The organism is Senimuribacter intestinalis (assembly GCF_943192965.1).
Taxonomy (GTDB): Bacteria; Bacillota; Clostridia; order Peptostreptococcales; family Anaerovoracaceae; genus Senimuribacter; species Senimuribacter intestinalis.
This window is the reverse complement of the sequence record NZ_CALPCF010000003.1, coordinates 58855-82671: the sequence shown is the minus strand read 5'-3', so window position 1 is coordinate 82671 and position 23817 is coordinate 58855. Positions and strand designations below refer to the sequence as shown.

Sequence of the window (23817 nt, the reverse complement as noted above, 5' to 3'; positions counted from 1 at the left end):
AATTTTCAATAGCGTATTAGTTGTTTCTATTGTCTGAAAGTTGGAGGAAAATATACCAGGTCTTTTTTGTTATTTTGTGATATACTGTGTAGAGAGTACGAGGTGGATTTATGAATTATACCTATATGGTGCGGTGCAGCGACGGCAGCCTGTATACGGGTTACACTACAAATCTTAAACGCAGAGAAAAAGCTCATAACAGCGGAAAGGGCGCTAAGTACACAAGAGGAAGGCGCCCAGTGACCCTGGTATACTTTGAAGAATTTGAAACCAAGGAAGAGGCTATGCGCAGAGAGGCTGCTATCAAGAAGCTTTCTAAAGAGAAGAAAGAACTACTGGTGGCACAATTCGACAAACTGTGATAAAATAGACAAAAAATCGGATAAAATCCGGTAAACAGAGAATATGAGGCAATATGATGAAAAAAATACTGGCAAAAGCACTGGTCCTTTGTATGACCCTGATGATGATTGTTCCGTCGACAGCTTTGGCGGACACAGTGGAAATGATGCGATTTCCATCGTATTTTCCCACGACATGCATTCCCATCTTGAAAAATTTGCGAAGATCAAGACTGTTATCGATGGGAAAAAGAAAGAAAATGCCCAGACTTTCGTTTTTGATGCGGGAGATTTTTCCATGGGCACACCTTTTCAGACCATTTTCAAACAAGAGGCAAGTGAACTTCGGATGATGGGAGCTGTGGGATATGATGCGACTACCTTTGGTAACCATGAGTTTGACTATCGTTCAAAAGGTCTTGCAAAAATGCTCCGCACGGCAAAGACTTCCAAAGATAAAGTGCCGGCGCTGGTGATTTCTAACATAGACTGGGAGAAAACCCTTGGGGAAGAAGCTTTGCGCGCTGATGGAGAAAATCTTCAAAATGCCATGAATGAATATGGGGTCAATCAGACGTATCAGGTCTTTGTTCGCGGCGGTGTCAAAGTAGCTGTTTTCGGTATTTTCGGAAAGGAATCGGCAAGCTATGCGCCGGAAAGCGGTACTTATTTTAAGGATCCTGTGGAAACCGCGCGGGCTGTCGTAGAGCAGATAGAGAGCAAGGAGGAGGCTGATCTGATTGTATGCATTTCCCACAGCGGTACCTCAGCAAATCCGGAAGCTTCCGAGGATGAAATCCTGGCAGAATCAGTAGATGGCATTGATTTGATTATCAGTGGACACAGTCACACTGAGTTTTCGCAGCCAATTATAAAGGGTGATACAGTAATCGCTTCCTGCGGACAGTACAACGAAAAATTGGGTGCCGTGACCTTTGTGAAAAAGGGAGACGACTACCAACTTGATGACTATGAACTGATACCTCTTGATAACAAAATTAAGGAGAATAAGAAAACTGCAGATGCAGTAAACAAATTCAAGAAACTGGCAGACAGGAAATATTTCAACCTCTACGGTTATAGCTGGGATCAAACTTTAGTCAGCAATCCAGTAGATTTTACGGAGATTGACGTTTTTGGACAGGAGCAGGGAGAGGATGCTTTGGGCAATCTCATTGCCGATTCTTATGTGTATGGTGTGCGCAGGACGGAGGGTAACAATTATGTACCAGTAGATGTTGCGGTGGCACCGGCTGGTGTTATCAGAGGCTCTTTTTCGAGAGGAAGAGTTACTGTAGCTGACGCATTCAACGCGCTGTCTTTAGGCACGGGAAAAGATGGTGTTGCAGGCTATCCGCTGGTCAGCGTGTATTTGACAGGGGATGAACTGAAACTGGCGGCTGAAATCGATATATCCGTTTCTGAAATCATGAGCCCTGCAAGACTTTATTTCAGCGGTTTGACCTACACGTATAATCCGAATAGACTGATTTTGAACAGAACCTTTGATATTAAAGTGCTGGACGAAGAAGGAAATATCACTGAGCCCGAGTCCGACAAGTTGTACCGGGTGGTTGCAGACCTTTATTCTGCGCAAATGCTGGGCACGGTTAACTCTATGTCTTACGGTCTTTTGTCGGTTGTGCCAAAAGATAAAAATGGAGTGGAAATCACTGATTTTGAAGATCACATTATTTACGATAAAAATGGAAGTGAGCTGAAAGAGTGGTATGCGTTGGCATCCTATCTGGACTCTATGGATCCCCAGGACATTACTGAAAAGTATGGGGCGCCTGAGGGGAGAAAAGTGCTTGAGGACAGTAAGACTCTGGAGGATATTTTCAAGAAGCCTAATAAATTTTTCAGAATGATGATTGCAGCAGCAATACTGGTTATAGCTATTATAGCACTGATTCTTGTGCTGATTGTCAAACTGATTAAGCGACTTCGATATGGGAAAAACCCAATTCGAAAGAAAGATATGATGTTCAGTCGAAGATAAAAAGGAGCGTGCTGACGATAATTCGTCGGCACGCTCTTTTTTATAGAAAGAAAGCCCAGCGTTTCATATGGGAATTATTTTTGGGGGACAGTATTTGCGGAAAAGCGCAGGCGAAAGCACTGGCGTTTTAACGGTTATTTTCGTCTCTTACGCTGCTTATCTCCTGAAGCTGAAATCGATATTTCTGCTTCACATCAGGATATTTTTCATGATCGACTTCTTCCAGAAACATGTCCAAAGGTCGAATCCAGAGCCCGCAGTCTTCGTATAGTTTTCGATAAACCGCATAGGTCTCCCCAGTCTCTGAGTGGTTGGCCGTGCCAACCAGTAAATAGTAGTCGCCTTTGAAGTGGCGATATATACCGTTGATTTTTATAGTATTCATCTTCATTTCTCCTCGTTGTGTGTGATAAATTCACTGCAGAATGCTGCGGGATAAAATATTCCTGTCACAGTTTTCCAGTACTTCTTGATTGGAAGCAAGCACGTAAAAGAAAATTGACGTGTCCCATTCTGCAAAGTACCTGCCGTACAATCTGCCTATCATATCCACCGGCGCAAAGTCTGCTTCTGGCGGGATATCCGGCAAAGGGTATCCCGGCGGACCATACTGCAGATAGGATCTGCGGAAATCTTCTTTTTGGTGCTGCATCCCGTTGACCGTCAGCCTTGCATCTGTCTGCGTCCAGCCATCAATTCCAAGATAAGCTACCTTCGTCCGGATTTTTTCTATTTTCCAGTCAAAGACCAGCGTATCTGTTTTGATGCCAAAATCCTGCAAAACCAGTTTCTGAAAGTCAAACCGGGGCACTTGTGCAGCAGCTTCAGGGTCCAGGCTTCCGTCAGGCAGGAAGCCGTAAGGCACGGTTTCGTCTTCTCCGCGGCAAACCAGATAAGCGCCGTAAAACCCGTTGTAATACGGCGAAGCTGAATCATAGACCATGCTGCAGCCTTTCCAAAGATTAAAAGCCGGAAAGTTGTACAGGATGGTCAGCTTCAGGTTCGACTCTCCCGTAAATCGCTGGAATCCTGCATCGGCATTGAAAGTCATCACAAAGGGATACCAATTCTTCTCTTTCGCGGCACTGCCGCCGGGAATATGAAGCTTGATTCCCTTTTCTTCCATGATGCTGTCACGCGCATGGATTTCGCTGTAGATTTTCATAACCGCCAGACTTACCGGATAATTTGACAGAGGCGACCGAATAAACACAGCCAATGCTACGAGGCTTACAACTATTGTCAGCAGTTTCTTCTTCATGCCGGCTACCTCCGTTTTGCAAGCTTTTCTTTATGATATCTATTATATCCCGATTTCTCTGTATCATAAAGGGAATTTTGCCCGAACATGTATGGTAGAGTCTTCTTTTTTACATGGAAAGTCTATGATTTTGAAAACCGTTTGCTGAAAAACTGAAAACTGGAAAGAATATACATAGATTTTCAATATCCAAAATACCGACATAAAAGTGCCGGTACAAAGGTGCTGTAGTGCTAGGTTCAAAATGTCGGCACAAAACCGCCAGCGCGAAGGCGCTGGCGAATTGTTTTCATATTAGCAAATTAGAAATTACAGCCGTTACGACCGTTGAACTGACAGGCGATAGAAGTGGTGCGGTTTTCTCTGGAAGCAGTAGTGCAGCCACAACCACAACTGCAGCTGTCGGCTTCCTGCTCTGTACGCCTACCGTCATCACAACATCTGTGTCTCAGAGAAAATGCGTTGCTGTCATCGTCAGCAAGACCGCATTCGCCTATATTCTGTCTGCATTTTTCGATATCATCACAAGGTACAGGAAGCGCCTCTGCATCCAGTCTGAATAAAGTCTGTCTTGTAACCTGTACGCTTGCGATAGGTTCTGTTACTAGGCAGCCGGTGACAGACAGGTTGCAGTTTCCGTTTGTCTGGCAGGCAGTAATCATAGGATTCAAAAGGGTGCCGTTTGCGGAGAAGGAGAAATTGATAATCGGGGCAATTCCGCCAGTTGTGCAAGGCAGGCACAGCTGGGACGTAGCGAAAGTTGACTGTCCTGGGATATTGAAGCAAATGTTGTTTCTTGTGGTAAAAACTAATTTAAACTTTTTGCAGCATCCACCGCTGAAAACGCTGCCTCGCAGAATGATGGAAAGCTTTGCGTGGAAACCGCCTACGCCGGAAATCAGCAGATATCCTTTGGTTGAATTTCCGCTTTCCATGCAGGAGCAGTCGCCGATTCGGCTCATTAAATCATTGGTTGCTGCCATGTATCTTTCGTTGAACACTTCCAGCATATCTACAGGAATGCCGTCTACTGTGACGTTGCAAGGTTCAATAGAAGATGGGCACGATAGGTCGAAATCACTGATGATAACTTCGGTGCTGTCAACAACAAAATTCAAATCGGAGCAATCAAGATCGGAAGCGCATCCACAGGAACATCCACAAGAACATCCGCAGTTATGGCAGCAGGAGCAGTCGCCGCAGGAACAGTCGCTGCAGCCGCAAGTTTCTTCCTGTGGATCAAAGACAGACAGCTGCTGCTCGAAGGTTTCAGGTGTTGTGCAAACCTGAGTCATCAAAGGACAGGATTTTATCTCAAGATCGGTGAAAACCTTGTTCAGGTATACCAGAGATTCATTGTTCATATTTCATTACCTCACTTTATATTTTAAACGACTTCGGAGAAGATTCGCCGAAGGCATAGCTGTCGCTATGTAAGTTTAATATATCCTATGCGAAAGGCAACATTTAGGTGCAAAGAAAATGGGTAGTACAAGATGTAGTTAAGCTGTTTTTTTTCGTGAATTGAAAGGTGAAAAAATCAAAAAAATGGGGGAGAAATTCAAAAAAGTGGGGAACAAATCTTGAAAAGTGGAGGGAAGTGGTGTAAAATGGGGTGTGTAAAATCGTAGTAGTATATCGTATTTGTATAAAACTGGAGGAAAATCCATGTTCATGGGGACTTTTAACAACTCAATAGACGCCAAGAACAGAATGATTGTTCCTTCCAAACACAGGGATCAGCTGGGCGGCAGGTGCGTACTGACTAAGGGTATGGACAAGTGCCTTTACATCTACTCTATGAATGAATGGGACAAGCAGATGGATAAGATTGAGGCGCTGCCTGAATCGGATCCAAAGGTTAGAGCATTTATTCGTCACTTCTGTGCAAATGCGGTTGACTGCGAATTTGATAAACAGGGGAGAATCGTTATACCGGCGGAACTAAAAGAATACGCAGGCATCGATAAGGAACTGGTGACAATGGGCGCTATGCGAAAGATTGAGGTCTGGAGTAAAGAAGTCTGGGACGCACCGGATAACGAAAACAAAATGGATTCTGAAGAATTTGCAGAGTCCTTGGCGCAGTATAGATTTTAGGGGATAAGATGGAGTTTAAACACACTTCAGTTCTGTTGGAAGAATGTATTGAAAATCTGAATATCAAACCTGATGGCGTTTACGTGGATGGCACTCTTGGCGGCGGCGGACATGCCTCCGAAATTTGCCGCAGGCTGTCAAAGGACGGACTCTTAATCGGGATTGACCGTGACAGAGACGCGCTGGCAGCTTCCCAGCTCAGACTTTCCGGCTATCCGTGTAAAAAACTCTTTGTGCAAACCAACTATTCAGACATCAGACAGGTATTGCAGGAATTTGGGATTGCTAACATTGATGGCGCATTGTTAGATTTAGGGGTATCATCCTTCCAACTGGACAATTCCCAAAGAGGTTTTTCTTACATGCATGATGCACCGCTGGATATGCGGATGAGTCAGGACGATAATTTTACTGCCTACGATGTAGTGAACAGCTATGATCAGAAAGAACTGAGACGTATCATTTCCGGATACGGCGAAGAAAAGTGGGCCTCTCGCATTGCGAGTTTTATCGTAAATGGAAGAAAGGACGGGCCTATCGAAACAACCGGTCGGTTGGTGGAGTTGATTAAAAGCGCCATTCCAGCAAAAGCAAGAAGAGAAGGTCCTCATCCTGCAAAGAGAACTTTTCAGGCAATTCGCATTGAGGTAAATGATGAACTGGGACAGCTAAAGGACGCAATTTCAGAGTTTTGTGATGTTTTGGCGCCGGGCGGCAGGCTTTGTGTGATTTCCTTCCATTCGCTGGAGGATCGCATTGTCAAAGAAACTATTGCGCAAAGGGCCAATCCGTGCACTTGTCCTGCAGAATTTCCAGTATGCGTTTGCGGAAAAAAAGCAGATATTGACAAAATTACTAAGAAACCAATTCTTCCCAGCAAGGAAGAACTAGAGATAAATCCGAGATCCAGAAGTGCAAAGCTTAGGGTCTGCGAAAAAATTTGATGGGGAATACTGATGAGAAATCAAGACAAAAGAAGAATATTAACAGGAGCATTGATGATTGGACTGATTTGTATTGTGATGGTCGTAGTGACCGCATACTCTGCTGAACTGAAGGTAGAGAACAACAGCCTGGTTTCATCTAATGAGGCAATCCAGGGAGAAATTGATACTCTCAACATCAAAATAAAAAGTGCCAATAATGTAGAACATATAGAAAAAGTTGCCAAAGGGAAGCTCGGTATGGTATATCCGACAGATGGGGAGTGTGTTTATGTGACGGAGGATGACAGACCATCAGAAAATTTTGCTATGGCGATCAAAGAACAGGCATACAACTAACGGAGAAACCGTATACTATTTTTGGGAATAATTTCATAGAATGCAGCCGGACAATTGAATAATCTAGAACGTCTGGCTCTTTTTGCTATCTATGGAGAAAATATCAGACAGGAGTTATAAAGGAATATGGCGAGAGTTAGCGGAAAAAATAAAAAGAGAGTGATTATCACCTTTGGCATCATCAGTATATTGATCTTGCTGCTGTCTTTTCGTCTGGCATGGATTCAGGTAGTAAAGGCGGAAGAATACAGTGGTATGGCAATTGATCAGCAGACCAGCGATATTCCAATTGAAGCCAAACGCGGCTCTATTCTTGACCGCAACGGAGAAAAGCTGGCTACCAGCGCTGCATGCTATACTGTCTGGGCAAGACCTTCCGATGTGAAAAAAGCCTACACTACTGACAAAGAAATCAAAGAGATAAGCGGTAAGCTTGCCATGGTTTTAGATATGGAAGCTGCTGAAGTCGAAGAGAAAATCACGAAACAACAGGCGCTGATTAAAATTGCCAAGTATTTGGATAAAGAAACAGCGGATAAAATCAGAGAACTGGAAATTTACGGAATTGAACTTGCTGAAAACGCAAAACGCTATTACCCTCTGGGGGATTTTGCTTCTCAGCTTCTGGGCAGTGTCAACGATGATAACGAAGGCCGCAGCGGCGTAGAATTTCAGTATGATGAATATCTCAGTGGCGTAGCTGGCAGATGGATTAAGAATACTGATCTTAACGGAAATTCTCTGGCTTATGGAGAAGAAAAATACTATCAGGCAGAAGACGGGCTTAACGTGGTTCTTACCATAGACGAGGTGCTGCAGCACTATGCAGAAAATGCTGTGGCAAACGGTATGAAGGAAACCAACGCCAGCAGAATTATGTGTCTTGTCATGGATCCTGCAACTGGCGACGTTCTCGCCATGGCGACCAATCCAGGCTTTGATCCTAATGAACCTTTGACGCCTGTTAAGAAAAGCGAACAGAAAAAATTTGACAAGATGACAACGGAAGAACAAGGCACTTACCTGAACCAGATGTGGAGAAATCCTATCATCAGTGACACTTATGAGCCGGGTTCAACCTTTAAACTGCTTACCACATCATCTGCACTGGAAGAAGGTGTAACATCGCTTACCACTAAGTATCAATGTAACGTAGGTTACGAAGTGCCCGGCACGCATGTTACGCTCCACTGCTGGAGCAGTGTACCTCATGGAACTGAAACTTTGAAAGAGGCTGTAGGAAATTCCTGCAACCCAGTACAGATCCAGATGGCGATGAAGCTGGGCAAAGAGAAGTACTATGATTATTTGGAAATGTTTGGAATTACCAGCGTTTCTTTGACTCATATTGATTTGCCAGGAGAGGCGACAGCGCAGGTACAGCCGGAAGATTTGATCGGACCAGTTGAACTTGCAACCATCTCCTATGGGCAGGGAGTTGCGGTAACACCGATACAGCTGGTTTCGGCGGTCTGTGCTATCGGAAACGATGGTGTGCTCATGCAGCCCAGAGTGGTAAAAGAATTGACCGATTCCAACGGGGATACGGTGAAGACCTTCGAAACGAAAGAGGTCCGCAAAGTTATTTCCTCCAAAACAGCAGATGAAATGAAGGAAATTATGGAGTATGTCGTATCCGAGGGTGGCGGCGGTAAGGCAAAAGTTGCAGGTTATCGTATCGGCGGCAAGACAGGTACAGCAGATAAGCCATCGGCTACAGGAGGCTATTCAGAAGATACTTATTCTTCCTTTATTGGTATGGCGCCGATGGATGACCCTCAGTTTGTCATTCTGGTTGTTGTAGACAGCCCGAAAGGCATTCAGTTCGGAAGTACCACAGCAGCACCGATTGCCAAGGAATTCATGGAAAATGCACTTCCTTATTTAGGCGTCAATCCGAAGTACACCGAGGAAGAAGAAAAAGCGCTTAAGTCCGAATACGTCTATGTACCGAATGTAAAAGGCAAGAGCTACAGTGCAGCTATCGGCGTTTTAGGAAAATATGATTTGGAATACCAGGCAATACCGAAGGAATCTGAGAACGAAGACTTTACAGTCGTAGAGCAGTATCCGAAGGCAGGTAAGAAGATAAAGAAAGGCGGAAAGGTATACTTATATAGAGAATAGACTGAAAGCAAAGAATCGGGGAGATTTGAACTGAAACTTTTTGAGCTGCTGCAAAATGCAGATTATGAGTGTATGCAAGGTTCTTTGGAACTTGCGGTTACAGGAATTTTCTACCATTGTGATAAAGTCATAGAGGGCTGCGTCTTTGTCTGCATTGAAGGTGCGGAAGATGATGGCCACGACTATGCAGAGGAAGCAGTTAAGCGAGGGGCGAGGGCAGTGGTCTGCCAGAAAGCTCTTAGCTTGTCAGATGATATTACGGTTGTCAGAACTACAGACAGCAGACAGCTGATGGCGGAAATGGCAGGCGCGTTTTATGGCTATCCTGCCCGAAAGCTCTGTCTTATCGGGGTAACCGGTACTAAGGGAAAAACGACGACGACTTTTATGATACAGGCAATACTGAAAAGAGCAGGACAAAAATGCGGGCTGATTGGAACGGTGCATACGGATACAGGAGAAGAAATCATTGAAAGCACCCATACGACGCCGGAATCGGTGGAGCTGCAGGCGTACCTTAGAAAGATGGCAGACTGTGGCTGTACCGCTTGTGTGATGGAGGTGTCGTCTCAGGCGCTGAAGCTTAAGAGAGTACACGGACTATATTTTGACTATGCCGTGTTTACTAATCTGTCAGAAGATCATATCGGGCGCGGTGAACATCGGGATTTTGCTGAATATGCGGGTTGCAAGGCGCAGTTGTTTCAGACCTGTAAGGAAGCGGTGATAAATGCAGATAACCCATATGCACAGCGAATGGTAGAGGACAGTGCTTGCAAGATTGTTACTTATGGAATGGAGAAGCACTGCGGTTTTAAGGCAAAGAACTTGGATTATGTCAAAATTCCCGGAAAATTAGGAGTGGAATTTGAGATTACAGGCGATTATAATATAGACTTGGTTGTGGGATTACCCGGGAAATTTTCTTGTTACAATGCTATGGCAGCAGCGGCGGTTTGCAGCAGGATGAAGATAGGCAAGGAAAGCATTCGTACGGCACTGCGTGAAATCTTGGTGCCGGGCAGACAGGAAATGTTTGCGGCAGGTCCCGGTAAAGTCATCATGGTGGACTATGCACATAACGGCGTAGCCCTTGAAAATTTACTGAAGTCTTTGCGGGATTATCACCCGAAGCGTCTGACTGTGGTTTTTGGCTGCGGTGGGCAGAGAGACAAAAACAGACGAACAGACATGGCGAAAGCGGCAGCTGCCCTTGCAGATTTCTCAGTGGTCACTTCCGACAACCCGAGAAAAGAAGAGCCGGAGGTAATTATCAGCGATATTACCAGAGTTCTTGCAGAACAGAGAAGCTGTTTTACGGTGATTGCAGACAGAAGAGCGGCGATTCGTTATGCGGCGGAGCATTTGCAGGATGGTGAAATAGCCATCATTGCAGGTAAAGGACACGAAAACTATCAGATTATTGGAGAAGATAAAATACATTTTGACGATCGTGAGGAAGTTCTGGCGTCAATAGAAAAGGTGAAACATGAACACGATAACTTTAGGAGAGATTGAAAAGGCGACGGACGGAAAGATTATTTCTGGACAGAGCAAAGAAGAGATTTTTGCAGTTTGCACAGACTCCCGCACGGCAAAAGCAGGAGACTTATTCGTCCCCATTGTGGGAGAGGTACATGATGCTCATAAATTTATACCACAGGTAAAAGAAAAGGGTTGCACGGCGGTGCTTACTGCAAGAGAAGATGCAGTGCCCGAGGGAATCAGCGCAGTTCTGGTTTCCGATACCACAAAAGCATTGCAGCGGCTAGCTGCCTGGTATCTTGAGAGGTTGCAGCTGAAAACGGTTGCTGTTACTGGCAGTGTGGGCAAAACCAGTACCAGAGATATGGTGCATGCTATCTTAAAACAAAAGTATTGTACCGGTGCCACAGTAGGAAATTTCAATAATGATATCGGCGTTCCACTGACGATTTTTTCCTTTGATGATACAATGGAAGCTGCGGTTTTGGAAATAGGAATGGATCACTTTGGTGAAATCCATCGCCTTGTAGACATCATTAGACCTGACATCGGCATTATTACCAATGTGGGGATTTCTCACATCGAGAATTTGGGCAGCAGAGAAGGCATTTTCTCCGCCAAGATGGAGATTACCGATTACTTCGGGAAAGAAAATACTCTGGTTGTAAACAGCTCCTGCGATATGCTGCAGAAAGCAGAATTTAGGGGTGACTATGATGTGATTAAGGTTTCTCTGGAAGAAGATCAGGGAGACTATACTGTAAAGGATATAGAAGATTTCGGGACGGAGGGCATTGCTTTTACTTTGGCGGCGGAAGGACAGACGTACAGAATTTCTCTGCAGGTTCCAGGCGCGCATAATGCGCTTAACGCAAGCCTTGCCGTTGCGGCATGCAGAGAGCTGGGTGTTTCTATCGAGGAAGCAGCAAGAGGCCTTGTAGCTATGGAACTGACTGGAAAGAGGCTTTCCATCAGGGAAGCCGGAGGAATTAAGGTGATTGATGACACCTACAATGCGGCGCCTGACTCCATGAAGTCAGCCTTGAACACTTTAGTCAGCGCTAAGGGAAACCGTAAAATCGCTATTTTAGGCGGCATGAATGAACTGGGAGAAAACTCTGCCGCTTATCATCACGAAATCGGTGTTTACGCCGCAGAAAAAAATATCGATCTTTTGATTGCTGTAGGAGAGAAAGCAGGAGATATAGCTTTGGGGGCAAACCACGCAGGGATGGATACGAAGGTGTATTTCTATAATACAAAGAATCAATTCTATGAGGAAGCTATGGGACTCTTTAAACCAGGAGATACCGTTCTGGTAAAAGGTTCCAGAGCCATGGGCATGGAGGAGATTGTGGATAAAATTTTGAAGGAACAGGAGTAACACACATGCAGATTTTTCAACTCGTATTTTTAGCAGCTTTAGGAATGATTGCGGGCACGATATTGACCTCACTGGAAATTCCTATTCTCAAACATAAACAGTTTCAGCAGTTTATCAGGGAAGAGGGCCCGCAGTCTCATCTTTCTAAGGAAGGAACGCCTACCATGGGCGGCATCGCTATCTTTGCGGCACTGGTTTTAATGACTTTTATCGGTGGGTATGTGTCCACGGACACTTTCGTTATGTTAGCGGTGACACTGCTCTTTGGATTAATCGGCTTCTTTGATGATTACATCAAGGTTGCAAAAAAACATAATCTGGGACTTCGTGCATGGCAGAAGCTGGTGCTGCAAATTCTTTTTGCAGGGGCACTGGCCGTATATATGGCAAATTATTCTGGTTATGGAACTGAGGTATGGATTCCGTTCATCGACAAGTATATTGATTTTGGCGCGCTATACATTCCTTTTGTCATCTTTGTCGTTGTTGCTATGGCAAATGCGGTGAATCTGACTGATGGACTGGACGGCTTATCTTCTGGCGTTACAGCGCTGGTAGCATTCTTCTTTGCCATCGTCGGCATGGAGTTTGGGCATAATAGCGCAGCGATTTTCTGTACAGCGCTGACCGGTGCATGTTTAGGTTTTCTGGTGTTCAACAGATACCCTGCAAAGCTGTTCATGGGAGATACCGGTTCTATGGCCCTTGGCGGTGCGTTGGCGTCTGCAGCGATTATTATGAAAGTGGAATTTCTTTTGCCGGTTGCAGGACTGATTTATGTACTGGAAGCACTGTCTGTTATCATTCAGGTGGGATATTTTAAAATGACCGGCGGCAAACGCTTTTTCAAAATGGCCCCGCTGCACCACCACTTCGAAATGTGCGGCATGAAAGAAAAATACGTAGTTGCTATGTTCTGGTTTATTGCACTGGTTTGCTGCGGCATCGCGTATCTTGTTGCAAATATCTAATCGCACGTATTTGACAGTGTATATATGATTTGAAAATGGAAAGATTAAACAGGAAAGAAAAATGTTAGGGTAAGAGGTAAGACGATGAGTGGAAATTTAAACAACATTCGAAATAAAAAAGTTTTAATCGTAGGTCTGGGAAAATCAGGAATTGCTGCAGCACAGGCAATGCTTTGCCTTTCCGCAGAAGTTTCCATTCAGGATTCAAAAAAGGAAGAAAAGATAGATGGACAGCTTCTTGCCTTCCTCAGGGGCAGAGGGGTAACCTGTTACTTTGACAGGGTGCCGGCTGATATGGGGCAGTTCGATATGCTGATTTTAAGCCCGGGTGTGAGCCCTGAGCTTGCTTTTATCAAGGAAGCCCAGGAAGCCGGTGTGGAAATCATAGGAGAACTTGAAATTGCTTATCGAATCGGACACGGTCGGTATGCTGCGATTACAGGAACCAATGGGAAGACTACCACAACCACGCTAGTTGGCGAAATTTTCAAGGCGGCGAAGAGAAAAACCTACGTGGTCGGCAATATCGGTGTGGCTGTGATTTCTGCTTCTATGGACGCAGAGGAGGACGCATGGCTGGTAACGGAAACCAGCAGTTTTCAACTGGAAACCACCAGGTACTTTAAGCCGGTGGTATCGGCAATTTTGAATCTGACCCCGGATCATTTAAATCGTCATCATACCATGGAAGCTTATGGAAAAGCGAAAGCGAAGATCTTTGAAAACCAGAGAGAAGACGGTTATCTGGTCATCAATTACGATGACAAAGCCTGTTATGCGTTGGCAAAGGACTGCAAGGCAAATATCGTGCCTTTCAGCAGAAAAGAAGAACTGCCTTTTGGCGCATTTGTCAAAGACGGGCAGATTGTCATGAAAACGAAAAATGGAGATATAATAGAAATATGCGCAGTTGATGATCTTTTAATCATCGGCAGTCACAATTTGGAAAATGCGCTAGCGGCAGCAGCGATTTGCTATTTTGCGGGGATTGAACCTAAGGTGATTGCAGATACTATCAAAAGCTTTGGCGGTGTTGCCCACAGACTGGAATACTGCGGTGAGGTAGACGGCGTAAAATACTATAACGATTCCAAGGGAACCAATGTGGATGCGGCAGTGACAGCAATCAGGGCTATCAAAAAGGATATCCTGCTCATTGCAGGCGGTGATGCCAAGGGACAGGATTTCGCAGAACTGGTGAAGGAATTTGACGGCAGCATAAAACAGTTAATTCTTCTTGGTAGAGATGCGCATATGATTAAAGAAGCGGCGGAAAAGGCGGGATTTACCGACTTTGTAAGCTGCAAGAATATGGACGAATGTGTGCGCATGGCGGCGCAGATGGCAGAGCCGGGAGATACGGTGCTGCTTTCCCCTGCTTGTGCAAGCTGGGATATGTATGATAATTTTGAACAAAGGGGAGACCACTTTAAGCAGTGTGTCAGCGGGTTAGACAGATAATGAAATTAAACTTATGGAGCAGGAAAAACTTAAGAGCGAGCGATTTTGTAATTATTGCTATGGTGACAATTTTAGTCATCTTTGGGGTAGTTATGGTTTTCAGCGCTAGCTATTATAAATCTATCAACGAGTCAGGCTCTCCTTATGATTACCTGATCAGGCAGGGTATCTTTGCCCTCAGTGGATTTGTGATTATGGCGGTCTGCTCCTATTTGGATTACCACCTTTTCAGGCGGCTTTCTATCCTGATTCTTCTTGCCAGCTTTATCCTTCTGCTTCTGGTATTGACTCCACTGGGCAGAGAGGAAGGCGGTGCGACGAGAGCCCTTTACATCGGCTTCACCATTATGCCGGGAGAAATTGCAAAGGTTGCCGTGATTATTTTTACGGCGTCATTTCTGGCAAGCGATACAAAGCTGATATTGTCTTTTAGTAAAGGTGTTTTACCGCTGCTGATACTAATGGGGGTCTTTGGCGGTCTGATTATCAAGCAGCCGAACCTTTCTACGGCTATCACGGTGTGCGGTATTATTGCGGGAATCATGTTTCTTGCAGGACTGCAGTGGAGATACGTGATTGGTGCAGCAGTCGCCGGAAGCGCGGCTGTGGTCGGACTGATTGCTATCGGAGACGACATCGGTATGCGGCATTGGAAGAAGAGAATTGTAGCTTTTACAGATCCTTTTGCAGACGCTCTCGGCGATGGCTTTCAGGTAGTACAGTCTCTGCTTGCTCTCGGTTCCGGCGGATTATTTGGTCTGGGACTTGGCAAGAGCATCCAAAAGAATTTGTACCTGCCTGAACCGCAGAATGACTTCATCATTGCTATCATCGGCGAAGAACTGGGGCTCATAGGGCTTCTGATTTTACTGGCTGTTTATGCGGTGCTGATTTGGAGGTGCTTCCACGTATGCCTCAATGCGCCAGACCGTTTCGGTATGCTTCTTGCGGGCGGAATCACCATCATGATTGGTCTGCAGGTTGTTTTAAATATTGCGGTTGTGACTTCATCTATGCCGGCAACAGGTATCGCCCTGCCGTTTATCAGTTACGGCGGTAATGCCCTCTGGATTTTCATGGGGTGCTCGGGGATTATACTGAACATTTCCAGACAGAGCGGCAGCAGTGAAGAGAGCGGCAAGACAAAAATGCATTAAGACAGGTTAAGGCAGATTGAGGAGAGAAAAAATGAGAGTGATTGTAACAGGCGGCGGCTCCGGCGGACATATTTATCCTGCCATTGCCATTGCAGATAAAATAAAAGAAAAAGAACCGGATTCAGAAATTCTCTATATTGGAAATGACATCGGACTTGAAAAGGACATCGTGCCGGGTACGGGCTATCCGATGGAGCTGGTATCAGCAAAGTGGCTTGATCGGCGTAACATTTTTAAGATTTTCGACACTGGACTTTCTACGATGCGCGGGATTGGTCAGGCGCTTAGGATTATGAAGAAGTTTAAGCCTGATGCTGTGGTAGGAACCGGCGGCTTTGTCTGCGTGCCAGTCATGTATGCAGCGCATAAATACGGTGCAAAGTGCTATCTTCACGAGCAGAATGCTTATCCGGGTGTAGCAAATAAGACGCTGGAAAAATTTGCGGATAAAATTTTCCTGGGATTTCCGGAGGCAAGTCATTATTTTCATCAGCCGGAAAAACATGTGAATGTAGGAAATCCGGTACGTCAGCGGTTTTATGATGTGGATCAGCGGGCTGCAAGAGAAAAACTTGATATTGGAAGCAATGATTTTGTAATATTTTCCTTTGGCGGAAGCCAAGGCGCTGAAAAAATCAACGAAGTAGCTTTTGATTTGATGGAAGCGGTAAACGGTCATAAAGGTGTGACCTTTATCTTTGGAACAGGCAGTCAGTACTATGATGAAATTTTGAAAAAAGCTGAAGAAAAGAATATCGAGATACAGCCCAACATTCGGGTGAAGTCCTATATCAATGACATGGAAACTTATCTGGGTGCGTCAGACCTTATCATAAGCCGTGCAGGGGCTTTGTCTGTAGCTGAAACCACGGTCTGCGGAAAGGCTTCGATCCTGATTCCGTCACCAAACGTAACGGGCAACCACCAGTTCTTTAATGCAAAATCTGTAGCGGACAAGGGCGGCGCAGTTCTTATCGAAGAAAAAAATCTGACTTCGGAGCTGCTTCTTTCTGAAGTGATGAGACTTAGAAATAATCTAACGACTCTTACTGAGATGAGCAATGCAAGCAAAGCCTGCGCACCTCTTGAGGCAACTGAACTGATTTATGCGGAGATGAAAAAGGATGAGCGAGTATAAGGATATAGAGTTTAAAGAGGTTGAACGAAAAAAGAAGGTCAGAAAGAAGAAAAACTATTTGCTGCGGTTTTGTGTGTTCATTGGGATTTTTGCAGCGGCAGCTTTATTTCTTTCGTCCAGTTTTTTCGACGTCAAGACTATTGAGGTAGACGGAAACGGATATTACGATGCAGAGGAAGTGAGAAACCTGGCAGTAGCAACCACAGGCAACAATATTTTCTGGGGCGGTGATGTTAGCACAATTGAGGACAACCTTTTGAAGGATCCTTATTTTGAGGAAGTCAGTGTAAGGCGGAAGCTTCCGTCGACGCTGATTATTGAGGTTAAGGAGCGGACTCAGATTGCGGCTATTGTTTATGGCGAGCAGTATGTGGTCATCGATAAAGATGGACTAGTTCTTAGAAAAAGCAAGGTCGATCCTAAGATTACGCTGCTTACGGGACTTACTATCAGTAAGTTGTCAGCAGGTGAAAAAGTGGAGGCAGAGGAGGCAGCGACGCTGAAAACCACGCTGACTATGCTTCACGCAATGCAGAATGGAGATGTTTATTTTAAACGTATTGATGTATCCAGTATCGTGCTGCGGGCTTACATATACGACACACTTGTGGTAAAGGGCACTGCAAAGCAAATTTTAAGCGGACTGGAAAGCGGAGACTTACAGAAAGTAATTAACAATTTATTGAAAAGCGACACCACGAGAGGCACAATTCATCTGGGAGAGCATAATTATATGCCGTTTTCACCAGAATTTGAATAAAAAAATGGTGCAAAGAAATAAATTGTGTGATAAAATAAAATATATTATGGGATGCAAGGAGGCAATTTAGCATGTTGCAATTTGAGACAAGTCAGGATAATGCAGCAGTCATCAAGGTCATCGGGGTCGGTGGCGGCGGCTGTAACGCAGTCAATAGAATGATGGAGGCTGATTTGAAGGGCGTGCAGTTTATCGCAGTCAATACCGATAGGCAGGCGCTGAATAGATGTAAGGCAGAAACCAAAATTCAGATTGGTGAGAAGCTGACAAGGGGTCTTGGAGCAGGAGGAAATCCAGAAGTTGGACAGAGATCTGCAGAAGAGACTTTAGATGAGATTACAAGCCTTTTAGAAGGTTCCGATATGGTCTTTATTACCGCCGGTATGGGCGGTGGTACTGGCACAGGGGCAGCGCCGATTATTGCCAAGGCTTCCAAAGATCTTGGAATCCTTACTGTAGGCGTTGTAACCAAGCCTTTCTCCTTTGAAGGAAAGAAGAGAAAGGATCAGGCTGAACTGGGGCTGGGCTTTTTAAAGAAGTATGTAGACTCATTGGTTGTTGTACCAAACGATAAATTGTTACAGAACTGCGAGAGAAACACCTCCATGCTGCAGGCATTTACTATGGCAGACGACATCCTGAGACAGGGTGTACAGGGTATTTCTGATTTGATTTCGGATTTTGCATTAATCAACGTAGACTTCGCCGATGTCAAGAGCGTCATGACGGACAGAGGTATTGCACACATGGGTGTGGGCAGAGGAAGCGGCGAGAACAGAGCCAAGGATGCAGTTACATCCGCCATCGAAAGTCCGTTGCTTGAGACTACCATTGCAGGTGCAAGAGCTATCCTGCTGTACGTATCCGGCGGATATGACCTGGGTATGCTGGAAGTCAACGAAATTGCAAGTCTGGTAGAAGAACAGGCAGATAGAGAAGCAATTCTGATCTTTGGTGCGGCTGTCAGCGAAGAAATGAATGATGAGGTTGCAATCACTGTTATTGCAACAGGCTTTGGAGAGGGTCTTGATGAGGCTCCCGTAAACTATAGCAATTTCCAGAAGAAATCACCGCAGGAGGTTGTGACCACTGAAAATGGATTGACAGGAAGAAGCGTAACCCTTGGTGAAATCTTTGAAGAGACCAAAGACGAGGATCAGAGCAATTCCAGATTCGATTTGCCTGACTTCTTAAGTGGGCAGAAATAAGACACAAGCGCTATGTTTAAAAGCCGGCATTTTTTTGACCGGCTTTTTCGTGTAATTACTATGATAAAAGAAATTAGTTCTAAGGAAAACAGAATATTCAAGGAATGCCAGAAACTATCTCAAAAGAAATATCGGGATAGAGAAGGACTTTATCTCGTCGAGGGAGAAAATCTTTTGGCGGAGACACCTTCTGAGCAGATTCATTACATAGTGAGCAAAAAAGGGAAGGAATCACTGGTTCCGCCAGCATTAAAGACGCAGCAGATTTATGTCATGGATGAGAGACTCTTTGACAAAATTGCACAGACTGAGACCAGCCAGGGCATTATGGCCGTCATAGAAAAGCAGACCTATAGCGCAGAAGAGCTGGGGAGCCTATGCGGTGCAGGTACCAATCTGGTGGTTTTGGATAGATTACAGGATCCGGGCAATATCGGCACCATTTTGCGGACTGCCGAGGGTGCAGGGTACGCTGCTGCTGTGATTGTCAAGGGCACAGGTGATGTCTATTCGCCGAAGACCATTCGCAGTGCAGCTGGATCTGTCTTTAGGATCCCTATTATTCATGTCGAGGATAATAGGGAGCTTAGAAAGCTTGTGGACAGTCTGGGCAAACGCCTTACGGTCACCTGCTTTGATACCGACAATGATTATTTTGATGTGGACCTTTCCAAAGACACAGCCCTGGTCATCGGAAACGAAGGCAATGGCGTATCTTTGGAACTGATAGAAATGGCGGACATCAAAGTCAAGATTCCGATGAAGGGCAGATTGGAATCTCTCAATGCTTCTGTAGCGGCGGGCATTCTAATGTACGAGGCTGCGAGGCACAAATAAATTTAGTATATAAGGGCAAAGAAATATTTGAAAAGAGGTTTAAGAACATGCAAGAGAAACTGAAGCAAATGCTGGAAGAAGCAAAATCGCAGCTTGAAGCTGCCACTTCTTTAGCAGATACGGAAGACGTAAGAGTAAAGATTCTCGGTAAAAAGGGAGAACTGACAGCAATCCTGAAATCCATGGGCAAGCTTCCGCCAGAAGAAAAGAAAGCGCTGGGTATGGCTGCCAACAAAGCAAAGGCGGAGTTTGAACAGCTCCTTTCCGAGAAGGCTGCCGAAGTAAAAGAAAAGGCAAGAGAAGCTAGGTTCAAGGCAGAAAAAATTGACGTAACCGAGCCGGGCAAAGAAGTCGTATTCGGTGTAAAACATCCGATTACGCAGGTAATCGACGAAGTAGTAGAAATCTTTAAGGGCATGGGCTACTCCGTTTACGAAGGGCCGGATGTAGATACGGTGTATAACACATTTGATGCGCTCAACTCTCCGGAAAACCATCCGGCAAGAGATATGACCGATACATTCTATGTAAGCGAAGATACGGTATTAAGACCTCATACCTCTTCGGCAGAAATCAGAGCAGAGCACGATTTGGCGCTGCCATATAAAGTTTTGATTCCGGGCAGATGTTACAGAGTAGATACCCCGGACGCTACCCATTCTCCGACTTTCCATCAGATTGAAATGATGGTTATCGGTGAGGGCATTAATATGGGCGACCTAAAGGGGTCTCTTGACCATATGGCGAAACAGCTCTTTGGTCCGGAGACAAGAACCAAGTTCCGTCCGAGTCACTTCCCGTTCACCGAGCCGAGCGCAGAAATGGACGTTTCCTGTTTCAAATGCGGCGGCAAGGGCTGCCCTGTTTGCAAAGGCAGCGGCTGGATTGAAATTTTGGGCTGCGGCATGACGCACCCGCACGTACACCAGGCAGGCGGCATCGATACAGAAAAGTATACCGGCTTTGCAGTAGGTATGGGTGTAGAGAGAATCGCTATGCTGAAGTACGGAATCGATGACATTCGTTACCTCTATGAAAACGACATGAGATTCATCGAGCAGTTCAAATAGGAGGTTATATACAATGTTAGTATCATTAAATTGGTTAAAAGATTATACAGATGTCAATGTGCCAATTGAGGAATTTTGCAACCGCATGATTATGTCCGGCTCTGATATGGAAACTTGTGATGAGCTTGGAACTGGTATTGAAGGTGTTGTGGTTGGCAGAATCGATAAAATCGAACAGCACCCTGACGCAGACAAACTGGTCGTTTGCCAGATTAACGTAGGAGAAGACGAGCCGCTGCAGATTGTAACCGGAGCGACCAACATTTACGAGGGCGGTTACTGCCCGATTGCAAAGCATAACAGCCATATTCCGGGTCCGCTTCATGGTCAGCCAAAGGTAGAAGGCGGTGTAAAGATTACCAAGGGCAAGCTGAGAGGTATTGTTTCCAATGGTATGATGTGCGGTCCACAGGAGCTGGGAATCGAAGATAAGATTGCGCCGTATATTTCTAAAGACGGTATCTGGATGCTGCCAGGCAACTGGGACGAACATCTGGGTGAAGACTTTGTGGAAGCGTTGGGACTTCACGATTATGCCATCGACTTCTGCATTACGCCAAACCGTCCGGACTGCCTGTGCATGCTGGGTATGGCAAAGGAAGCAGCTGCAGTATTTGAAGAGAGAATGACTTATCCGGAAAATCAATGCGAAAAGACTGATGAAAATGCGTCCGACTACATTTCCGTAGAAGTCAGAAATGAGAACTGTCTGCGTTACACTGCAAGAGTCATTAAAGATGTAAAAATCGAACAGTCTCCGTGGTGGCTGCAGCAAAGACTGATGGCAGCTGGCATGAGACCGATTAACAATATGGTAGATATCACCAACTTTGTCATGATGGAATACGGTCAGCCACTTCACGCATTTGATATTAGAAGCGTTGCGGGCAGAAAAATCATCGTTGACGTGGCAAAGGACGGCGACAAATTTACCACCCTGGACGGACAGGAAAGAGATATTTATTCCGATACGCTGATGATTAACGATGCTGAAAAACCAATCGGTATCGCAGGTATCATGGGTGGTCTCAACTCTGAAATCGTAGATGATACCAACACAGTACTGGTAGAGTCCGCATGCTTCCACAAGAATTCCATTCATCGCTCTATGAAGAAGCTGGAAATGAGAACGGAGGCCTCTGCAAGATACGAAAGAGGACTGGATCCGAACCTTGCTGAAGCAGCAGCTGACAGAGTTTGCAAGCTGGTAGAAATGCTGGGCTGTGGTAAAGTCTTAAACGGCAGCGTGGATGTGTATCACAATCCGCAAAAGCCTGTAACTATCAGCTGTAGAGTCAGCAAGGTGAACAAGGTGCTTGGCACTGATATTCCTAGAGAAGAGATGGAAGGATATCTGAGAAGACTTGACATGCAGGTAGAAGGTGAAGGCGATATCATGCTGGTAACTCCGCCGACTGTTCGTCAGGATATGAAGGAAGAAATTGACTGTGTCGAAGAAATTGCAAGATTGTATGGATTTGATAATTTACCGCTGACACTGCCGAAGGCTGATACCGTTGGAACCGTTTCCAAGAGCTGGGGACTGCGTGATATGACTAGAAACCTGCTCTGCGGCATGGGTCTTAATGAGATTCAGACCTATTCTTTCTCCAACAACAAAATTTTAGATAACATCGGAATTGAAGAAGATTCCTGGGAAAGAAATCTGGTTGAAATCATCAATCCGATGGGAGAAGAAACTGCTGCCATGAGAACCCTTCTGACACCAGGTATGTTAGAAGTTCTGGGCAGAAACTATGCAAGAAATATCGAAAGAGTAGGAGCCTATGAGCTTGCTTTGACCTTTATGAACAATCTGATGGATCCAAAGGCTCTTCCGATTGAATCTTATAACTTGTCTCTCGGTCTTTACGGCAAAGATGAAGATTTCTTTACACTGAAAGGAATCATCAGTACCATGCTGGAGAGACTGGGAATTAAAGAACTGGATTTTGTAGCTGAATCTGACTACAAGGTATATCACCCGGGCAGATGCGCTCGTATTATCACCAAAGACGCAAATGGTCAGGAGGTTGAACTGGGCATCATGGGTGAAGTACATCCGGACGTAAGCGAAAGATACGGAATTGGAACACGTGCATATATCAGTGAACTGTTCTTTGACGTGATTGTAGAACTTTCAAATAGAGAAATTCTGTACCATCAGCCGCCGAAGTATCCGTCAACTTCAAGAGATATCGCGATGATTGTTGACGAGGACTTACAGGTGCGTGACATTGAAAAAGTAATCAGGGAATCTGGTACAGAGATTCTCAGAGATGTGAAACTCTTTGACGTTTACAGAGGTCAGCAGGTGGATGAAGGCAAGAAGAGCGTTGCGTTCAGCTTGACCTACAGACACGACGAAAAGACTCTGACCGACGAAGAAACCGACAGCGTACACAGCAAAGTTGTTGAAGCGCTGAAAGACGCATTCAAGGCTGTAATAAGGGAGTCCTAACCCGGCGAGTCGAGCCGGAAGAATGACGGCGAAGAGGAGTCGTAGGTAGGACCCCCGTCAGGAGTGCAGCACCAAGAAATGGTGCGTGGCACTCTACGGCGAGAGTCCGAGGTCCGGCGGGAGGGCCGGAAGAATGACGGCGAAGAGGAGTCGTAGGTAGGACCCCCGTCAGGAGTGCAGCACCAAGAAATGGTGCGTAGCACTCTACGGCGAGAGTCCGAGGTCCGGCGGGAGGGCCGGAAGAATGACGGCGAAGAGGGTTCTAACTGATTTAGCAATACACAAGATACAGAAAAGGTGAACATATGGATAGCAAAGTAACTGTAAAAATTTACGGACAGGAATACACAATCGCAGGAGATAAATCCGAAGAAGAAATTACGAGAATTGCCGAGTATGTCGATAACAAAATGCGTCTCATCAGCAGAGCTTGCGGAGACGCAATGCAGGGCAATATCAGTATCCTTTCTGCCATAAATATTGCAGAGGAGTACTTTGAGGCACTGCGTGAGGTGGAACTGCTTCGCACTGCCAAACAGCAGATGGAAAACGACTCCAAGTATTATCTGAAGATGTGGGAGGACGCAAAGAAAAACTTTGCCCAATATAAGGATAATATGGCGGAGATGAAAAACCAGAAGCAGGAAAGCGACGAACGCTTCAAAGAACTGCAATCCAAATGCACGGAGTTCGAGAATTCCTTTTTCGATTTACAGATGGAGAACATTCAGCTCAAGAGTGAACTTGAAAAACTGAAAAATAATCGATAGA

21 protein-coding genes are annotated in these 23817 nt (G+C 45.3%); 18 read left to right on the top strand and 3 right to left on the bottom strand.

Translation table 11 applies throughout. The features are described from left to right. The first annotated feature begins 110 nt into the window (after positions 1–110). Together NFR88_RS03795 and NFR88_RS03790 are read left to right on the top strand one after the other, a co-directional pair. Positions 111–362 (top strand): GIY-YIG nuclease family protein, encoded by a 252-nt coding sequence (locus tag NFR88_RS03795; protein WP_160200525.1) that lies wholly within the window; start codon positions 111–113, stop codon positions 360–362. Positions 363–405: 43 nt separating this feature from the next. Then, positions 406–2343, top strand: a complete 1938-nt coding sequence (locus tag NFR88_RS03790; protein WP_251613628.1) for a bifunctional metallophosphatase/5'-nucleotidase — start codon at positions 406–408, stop codon at positions 2341–2343. Between the two features lie 127 nt (positions 2344–2470). Here the strand turns inward: NFR88_RS03790 and NFR88_RS03785 are convergent, their stop codons facing one another. The 3 genes from NFR88_RS03785 to NFR88_RS03775 all read right to left on the bottom strand — a co-directional run bounded on the left by NFR88_RS03785 (position 2471) and on the right by NFR88_RS03775 (position 4968). Further along, positions 2471–2728: a DUF1653 domain-containing protein gene (locus tag NFR88_RS03785; RefSeq protein WP_160200523.1), complete on the bottom strand. Its 258-nt coding sequence runs from the start codon at positions 2726–2728 to the stop codon at positions 2471–2473. Positions 2729–2758: 30 nt separating this feature from the next. Beyond that, a complete protein-coding gene (locus NFR88_RS03780) occupies positions 2759–3604 on the bottom strand; it encodes a hypothetical protein (protein WP_160200522.1) in 846 nt (281 codons plus the stop codon). A gap of 302 nt (positions 3605–3906) precedes the next feature. Beyond that, the gene (locus NFR88_RS03775; protein WP_251613626.1) at positions 3907–4968 is read right to left on the bottom strand and encodes a hypothetical protein; all 1062 of its coding nucleotides are present in this window, start codon (positions 4966–4968) and stop codon (positions 3907–3909) included. A gap of 304 nt (positions 4969–5272) precedes the next feature. Here NFR88_RS03775 and mraZ point away from each other — a divergent pair, with 304 nt between their 5' ends. The 16 genes from mraZ to NFR88_RS03695 all read left to right on the top strand — a co-directional run bounded on the left by mraZ (position 5273) and on the right by NFR88_RS03695 (position 23816). Further along, positions 5273–5704 (top strand): division/cell wall cluster transcriptional repressor MraZ, encoded by a 432-nt coding sequence (gene mraZ, locus NFR88_RS03770; protein WP_160200521.1) that lies wholly within the window; start codon positions 5273–5275, stop codon positions 5702–5704. Between the two features lie 8 nt (positions 5705–5712). Beyond that, positions 5713–6648 carry a 16S rRNA (cytosine(1402)-N(4))-methyltransferase RsmH gene (gene rsmH, locus NFR88_RS03765; protein WP_160200520.1) on the top strand — a complete coding sequence of 312 codons (936 nt, stop codon included), beginning with the start codon at positions 5713–5715 and terminating at the stop codon, positions 6646–6648. 12 nt (positions 6649–6660) lie between these two features. After that, on the top strand, positions 6661–6987 hold the full coding sequence (locus NFR88_RS03760) for an FtsB family cell division protein (protein ID WP_160200519.1): 327 nt from the start codon (positions 6661–6663) through the stop codon (positions 6985–6987). A 126-nt stretch (positions 6988–7113) separates the two neighbouring features. Further along, positions 7114–9114, top strand: coding sequence for a penicillin-binding transpeptidase domain-containing protein (locus NFR88_RS03755; protein ID WP_160200518.1), 2001 nt, complete (start codon positions 7114–7116; stop codon positions 9112–9114). 30 nt (positions 9115–9144) lie between these two features. Further along, complete coding sequence (locus NFR88_RS03750; RefSeq protein ID WP_307726231.1) at positions 9145–10632, top strand: UDP-N-acetylmuramoyl-L-alanyl-D-glutamate--2,6-diaminopimelate ligase; 1488 nt, start codon at positions 9145–9147, stop codon at positions 10630–10632. Then, positions 10604–11983, top strand: a complete 1380-nt coding sequence (locus tag NFR88_RS03745; protein ID WP_251613622.1) for a UDP-N-acetylmuramoyl-tripeptide--D-alanyl-D-alanine ligase — start codon at positions 10604–10606, stop codon at positions 11981–11983. The genes NFR88_RS03750 and NFR88_RS03745 overlap by 29 nt, the downstream gene beginning before the upstream one ends. A 5-nt stretch (positions 11984–11988) precedes the next feature. Then, positions 11989–12954 carry a phospho-N-acetylmuramoyl-pentapeptide-transferase gene (mraY, locus tag NFR88_RS03740; protein ID WP_160200515.1) on the top strand — a complete coding sequence of 322 codons (966 nt, stop codon included), beginning with the start codon at positions 11989–11991 and terminating at the stop codon, positions 12952–12954. A gap of 84 nt (positions 12955–13038) precedes the next feature. Beyond that, positions 13039–14415, top strand: a complete 1377-nt coding sequence (gene murD, locus NFR88_RS03735) for a UDP-N-acetylmuramoyl-L-alanine--D-glutamate ligase (RefSeq protein WP_251613620.1) — start codon at positions 13039–13041, stop codon at positions 14413–14415. Further along, positions 14415–15572 carry an FtsW/RodA/SpoVE family cell cycle protein gene (locus NFR88_RS03730; RefSeq protein WP_161908984.1) on the top strand — a complete coding sequence of 386 codons (1158 nt, stop codon included), beginning with the start codon at positions 14415–14417 and terminating at the stop codon, positions 15570–15572. The genes murD and NFR88_RS03730 overlap by 1 nt, the downstream gene beginning before the upstream one ends. Before the next feature lie 31 nt (positions 15573–15603). Beyond that, complete coding sequence (gene murG, locus NFR88_RS03725) at positions 15604–16710, top strand: undecaprenyldiphospho-muramoylpentapeptide beta-N-acetylglucosaminyltransferase (RefSeq protein ID WP_161908983.1); 1107 nt, start codon at positions 15604–15606, stop codon at positions 16708–16710. Then, positions 16697–17470: a cell division protein FtsQ/DivIB gene (locus tag NFR88_RS03720; RefSeq protein ID WP_160200511.1), complete on the top strand. Its 774-nt coding sequence runs from the start codon at positions 16697–16699 to the stop codon at positions 17468–17470. Before murG ends, NFR88_RS03720 begins: the two co-directional genes overlap by 14 nt. Before the next feature lie 71 nt (positions 17471–17541). Further along, positions 17542–18678, top strand: a complete 1137-nt coding sequence (gene ftsZ / locus NFR88_RS03715) for a cell division protein FtsZ (protein ID WP_160200510.1) — start codon at positions 17542–17544, stop codon at positions 18676–18678. Between the two features lie 12 nt (positions 18679–18690). Next, complete coding sequence (locus NFR88_RS03710; protein WP_251613618.1) at positions 18691–19515, top strand: TrmH family RNA methyltransferase; 825 nt, start codon at positions 18691–18693, stop codon at positions 19513–19515. A 47-nt stretch (positions 19516–19562) separates the two neighbouring features. Then, a complete protein-coding gene (gene pheS, locus NFR88_RS03705; RefSeq protein ID WP_160200508.1) occupies positions 19563–20585 on the top strand; it encodes a phenylalanine--tRNA ligase subunit alpha in 1023 nt (340 codons plus the stop codon). Positions 20586–20598: 13 nt separating this feature from the next. Next, positions 20599–23046: a phenylalanine--tRNA ligase subunit beta gene (gene pheT / locus NFR88_RS03700; RefSeq protein WP_251613616.1), complete on the top strand. Its 2448-nt coding sequence runs from the start codon at positions 20599–20601 to the stop codon at positions 23044–23046. A 305-nt stretch (positions 23047–23351) separates the two neighbouring features. Then, positions 23352–23816: a cell division protein ZapA gene (locus NFR88_RS03695; protein WP_160200506.1), complete on the top strand. Its 465-nt coding sequence runs from the start codon at positions 23352–23354 to the stop codon at positions 23814–23816. Position 23817 lies beyond the last annotated feature (1 nt).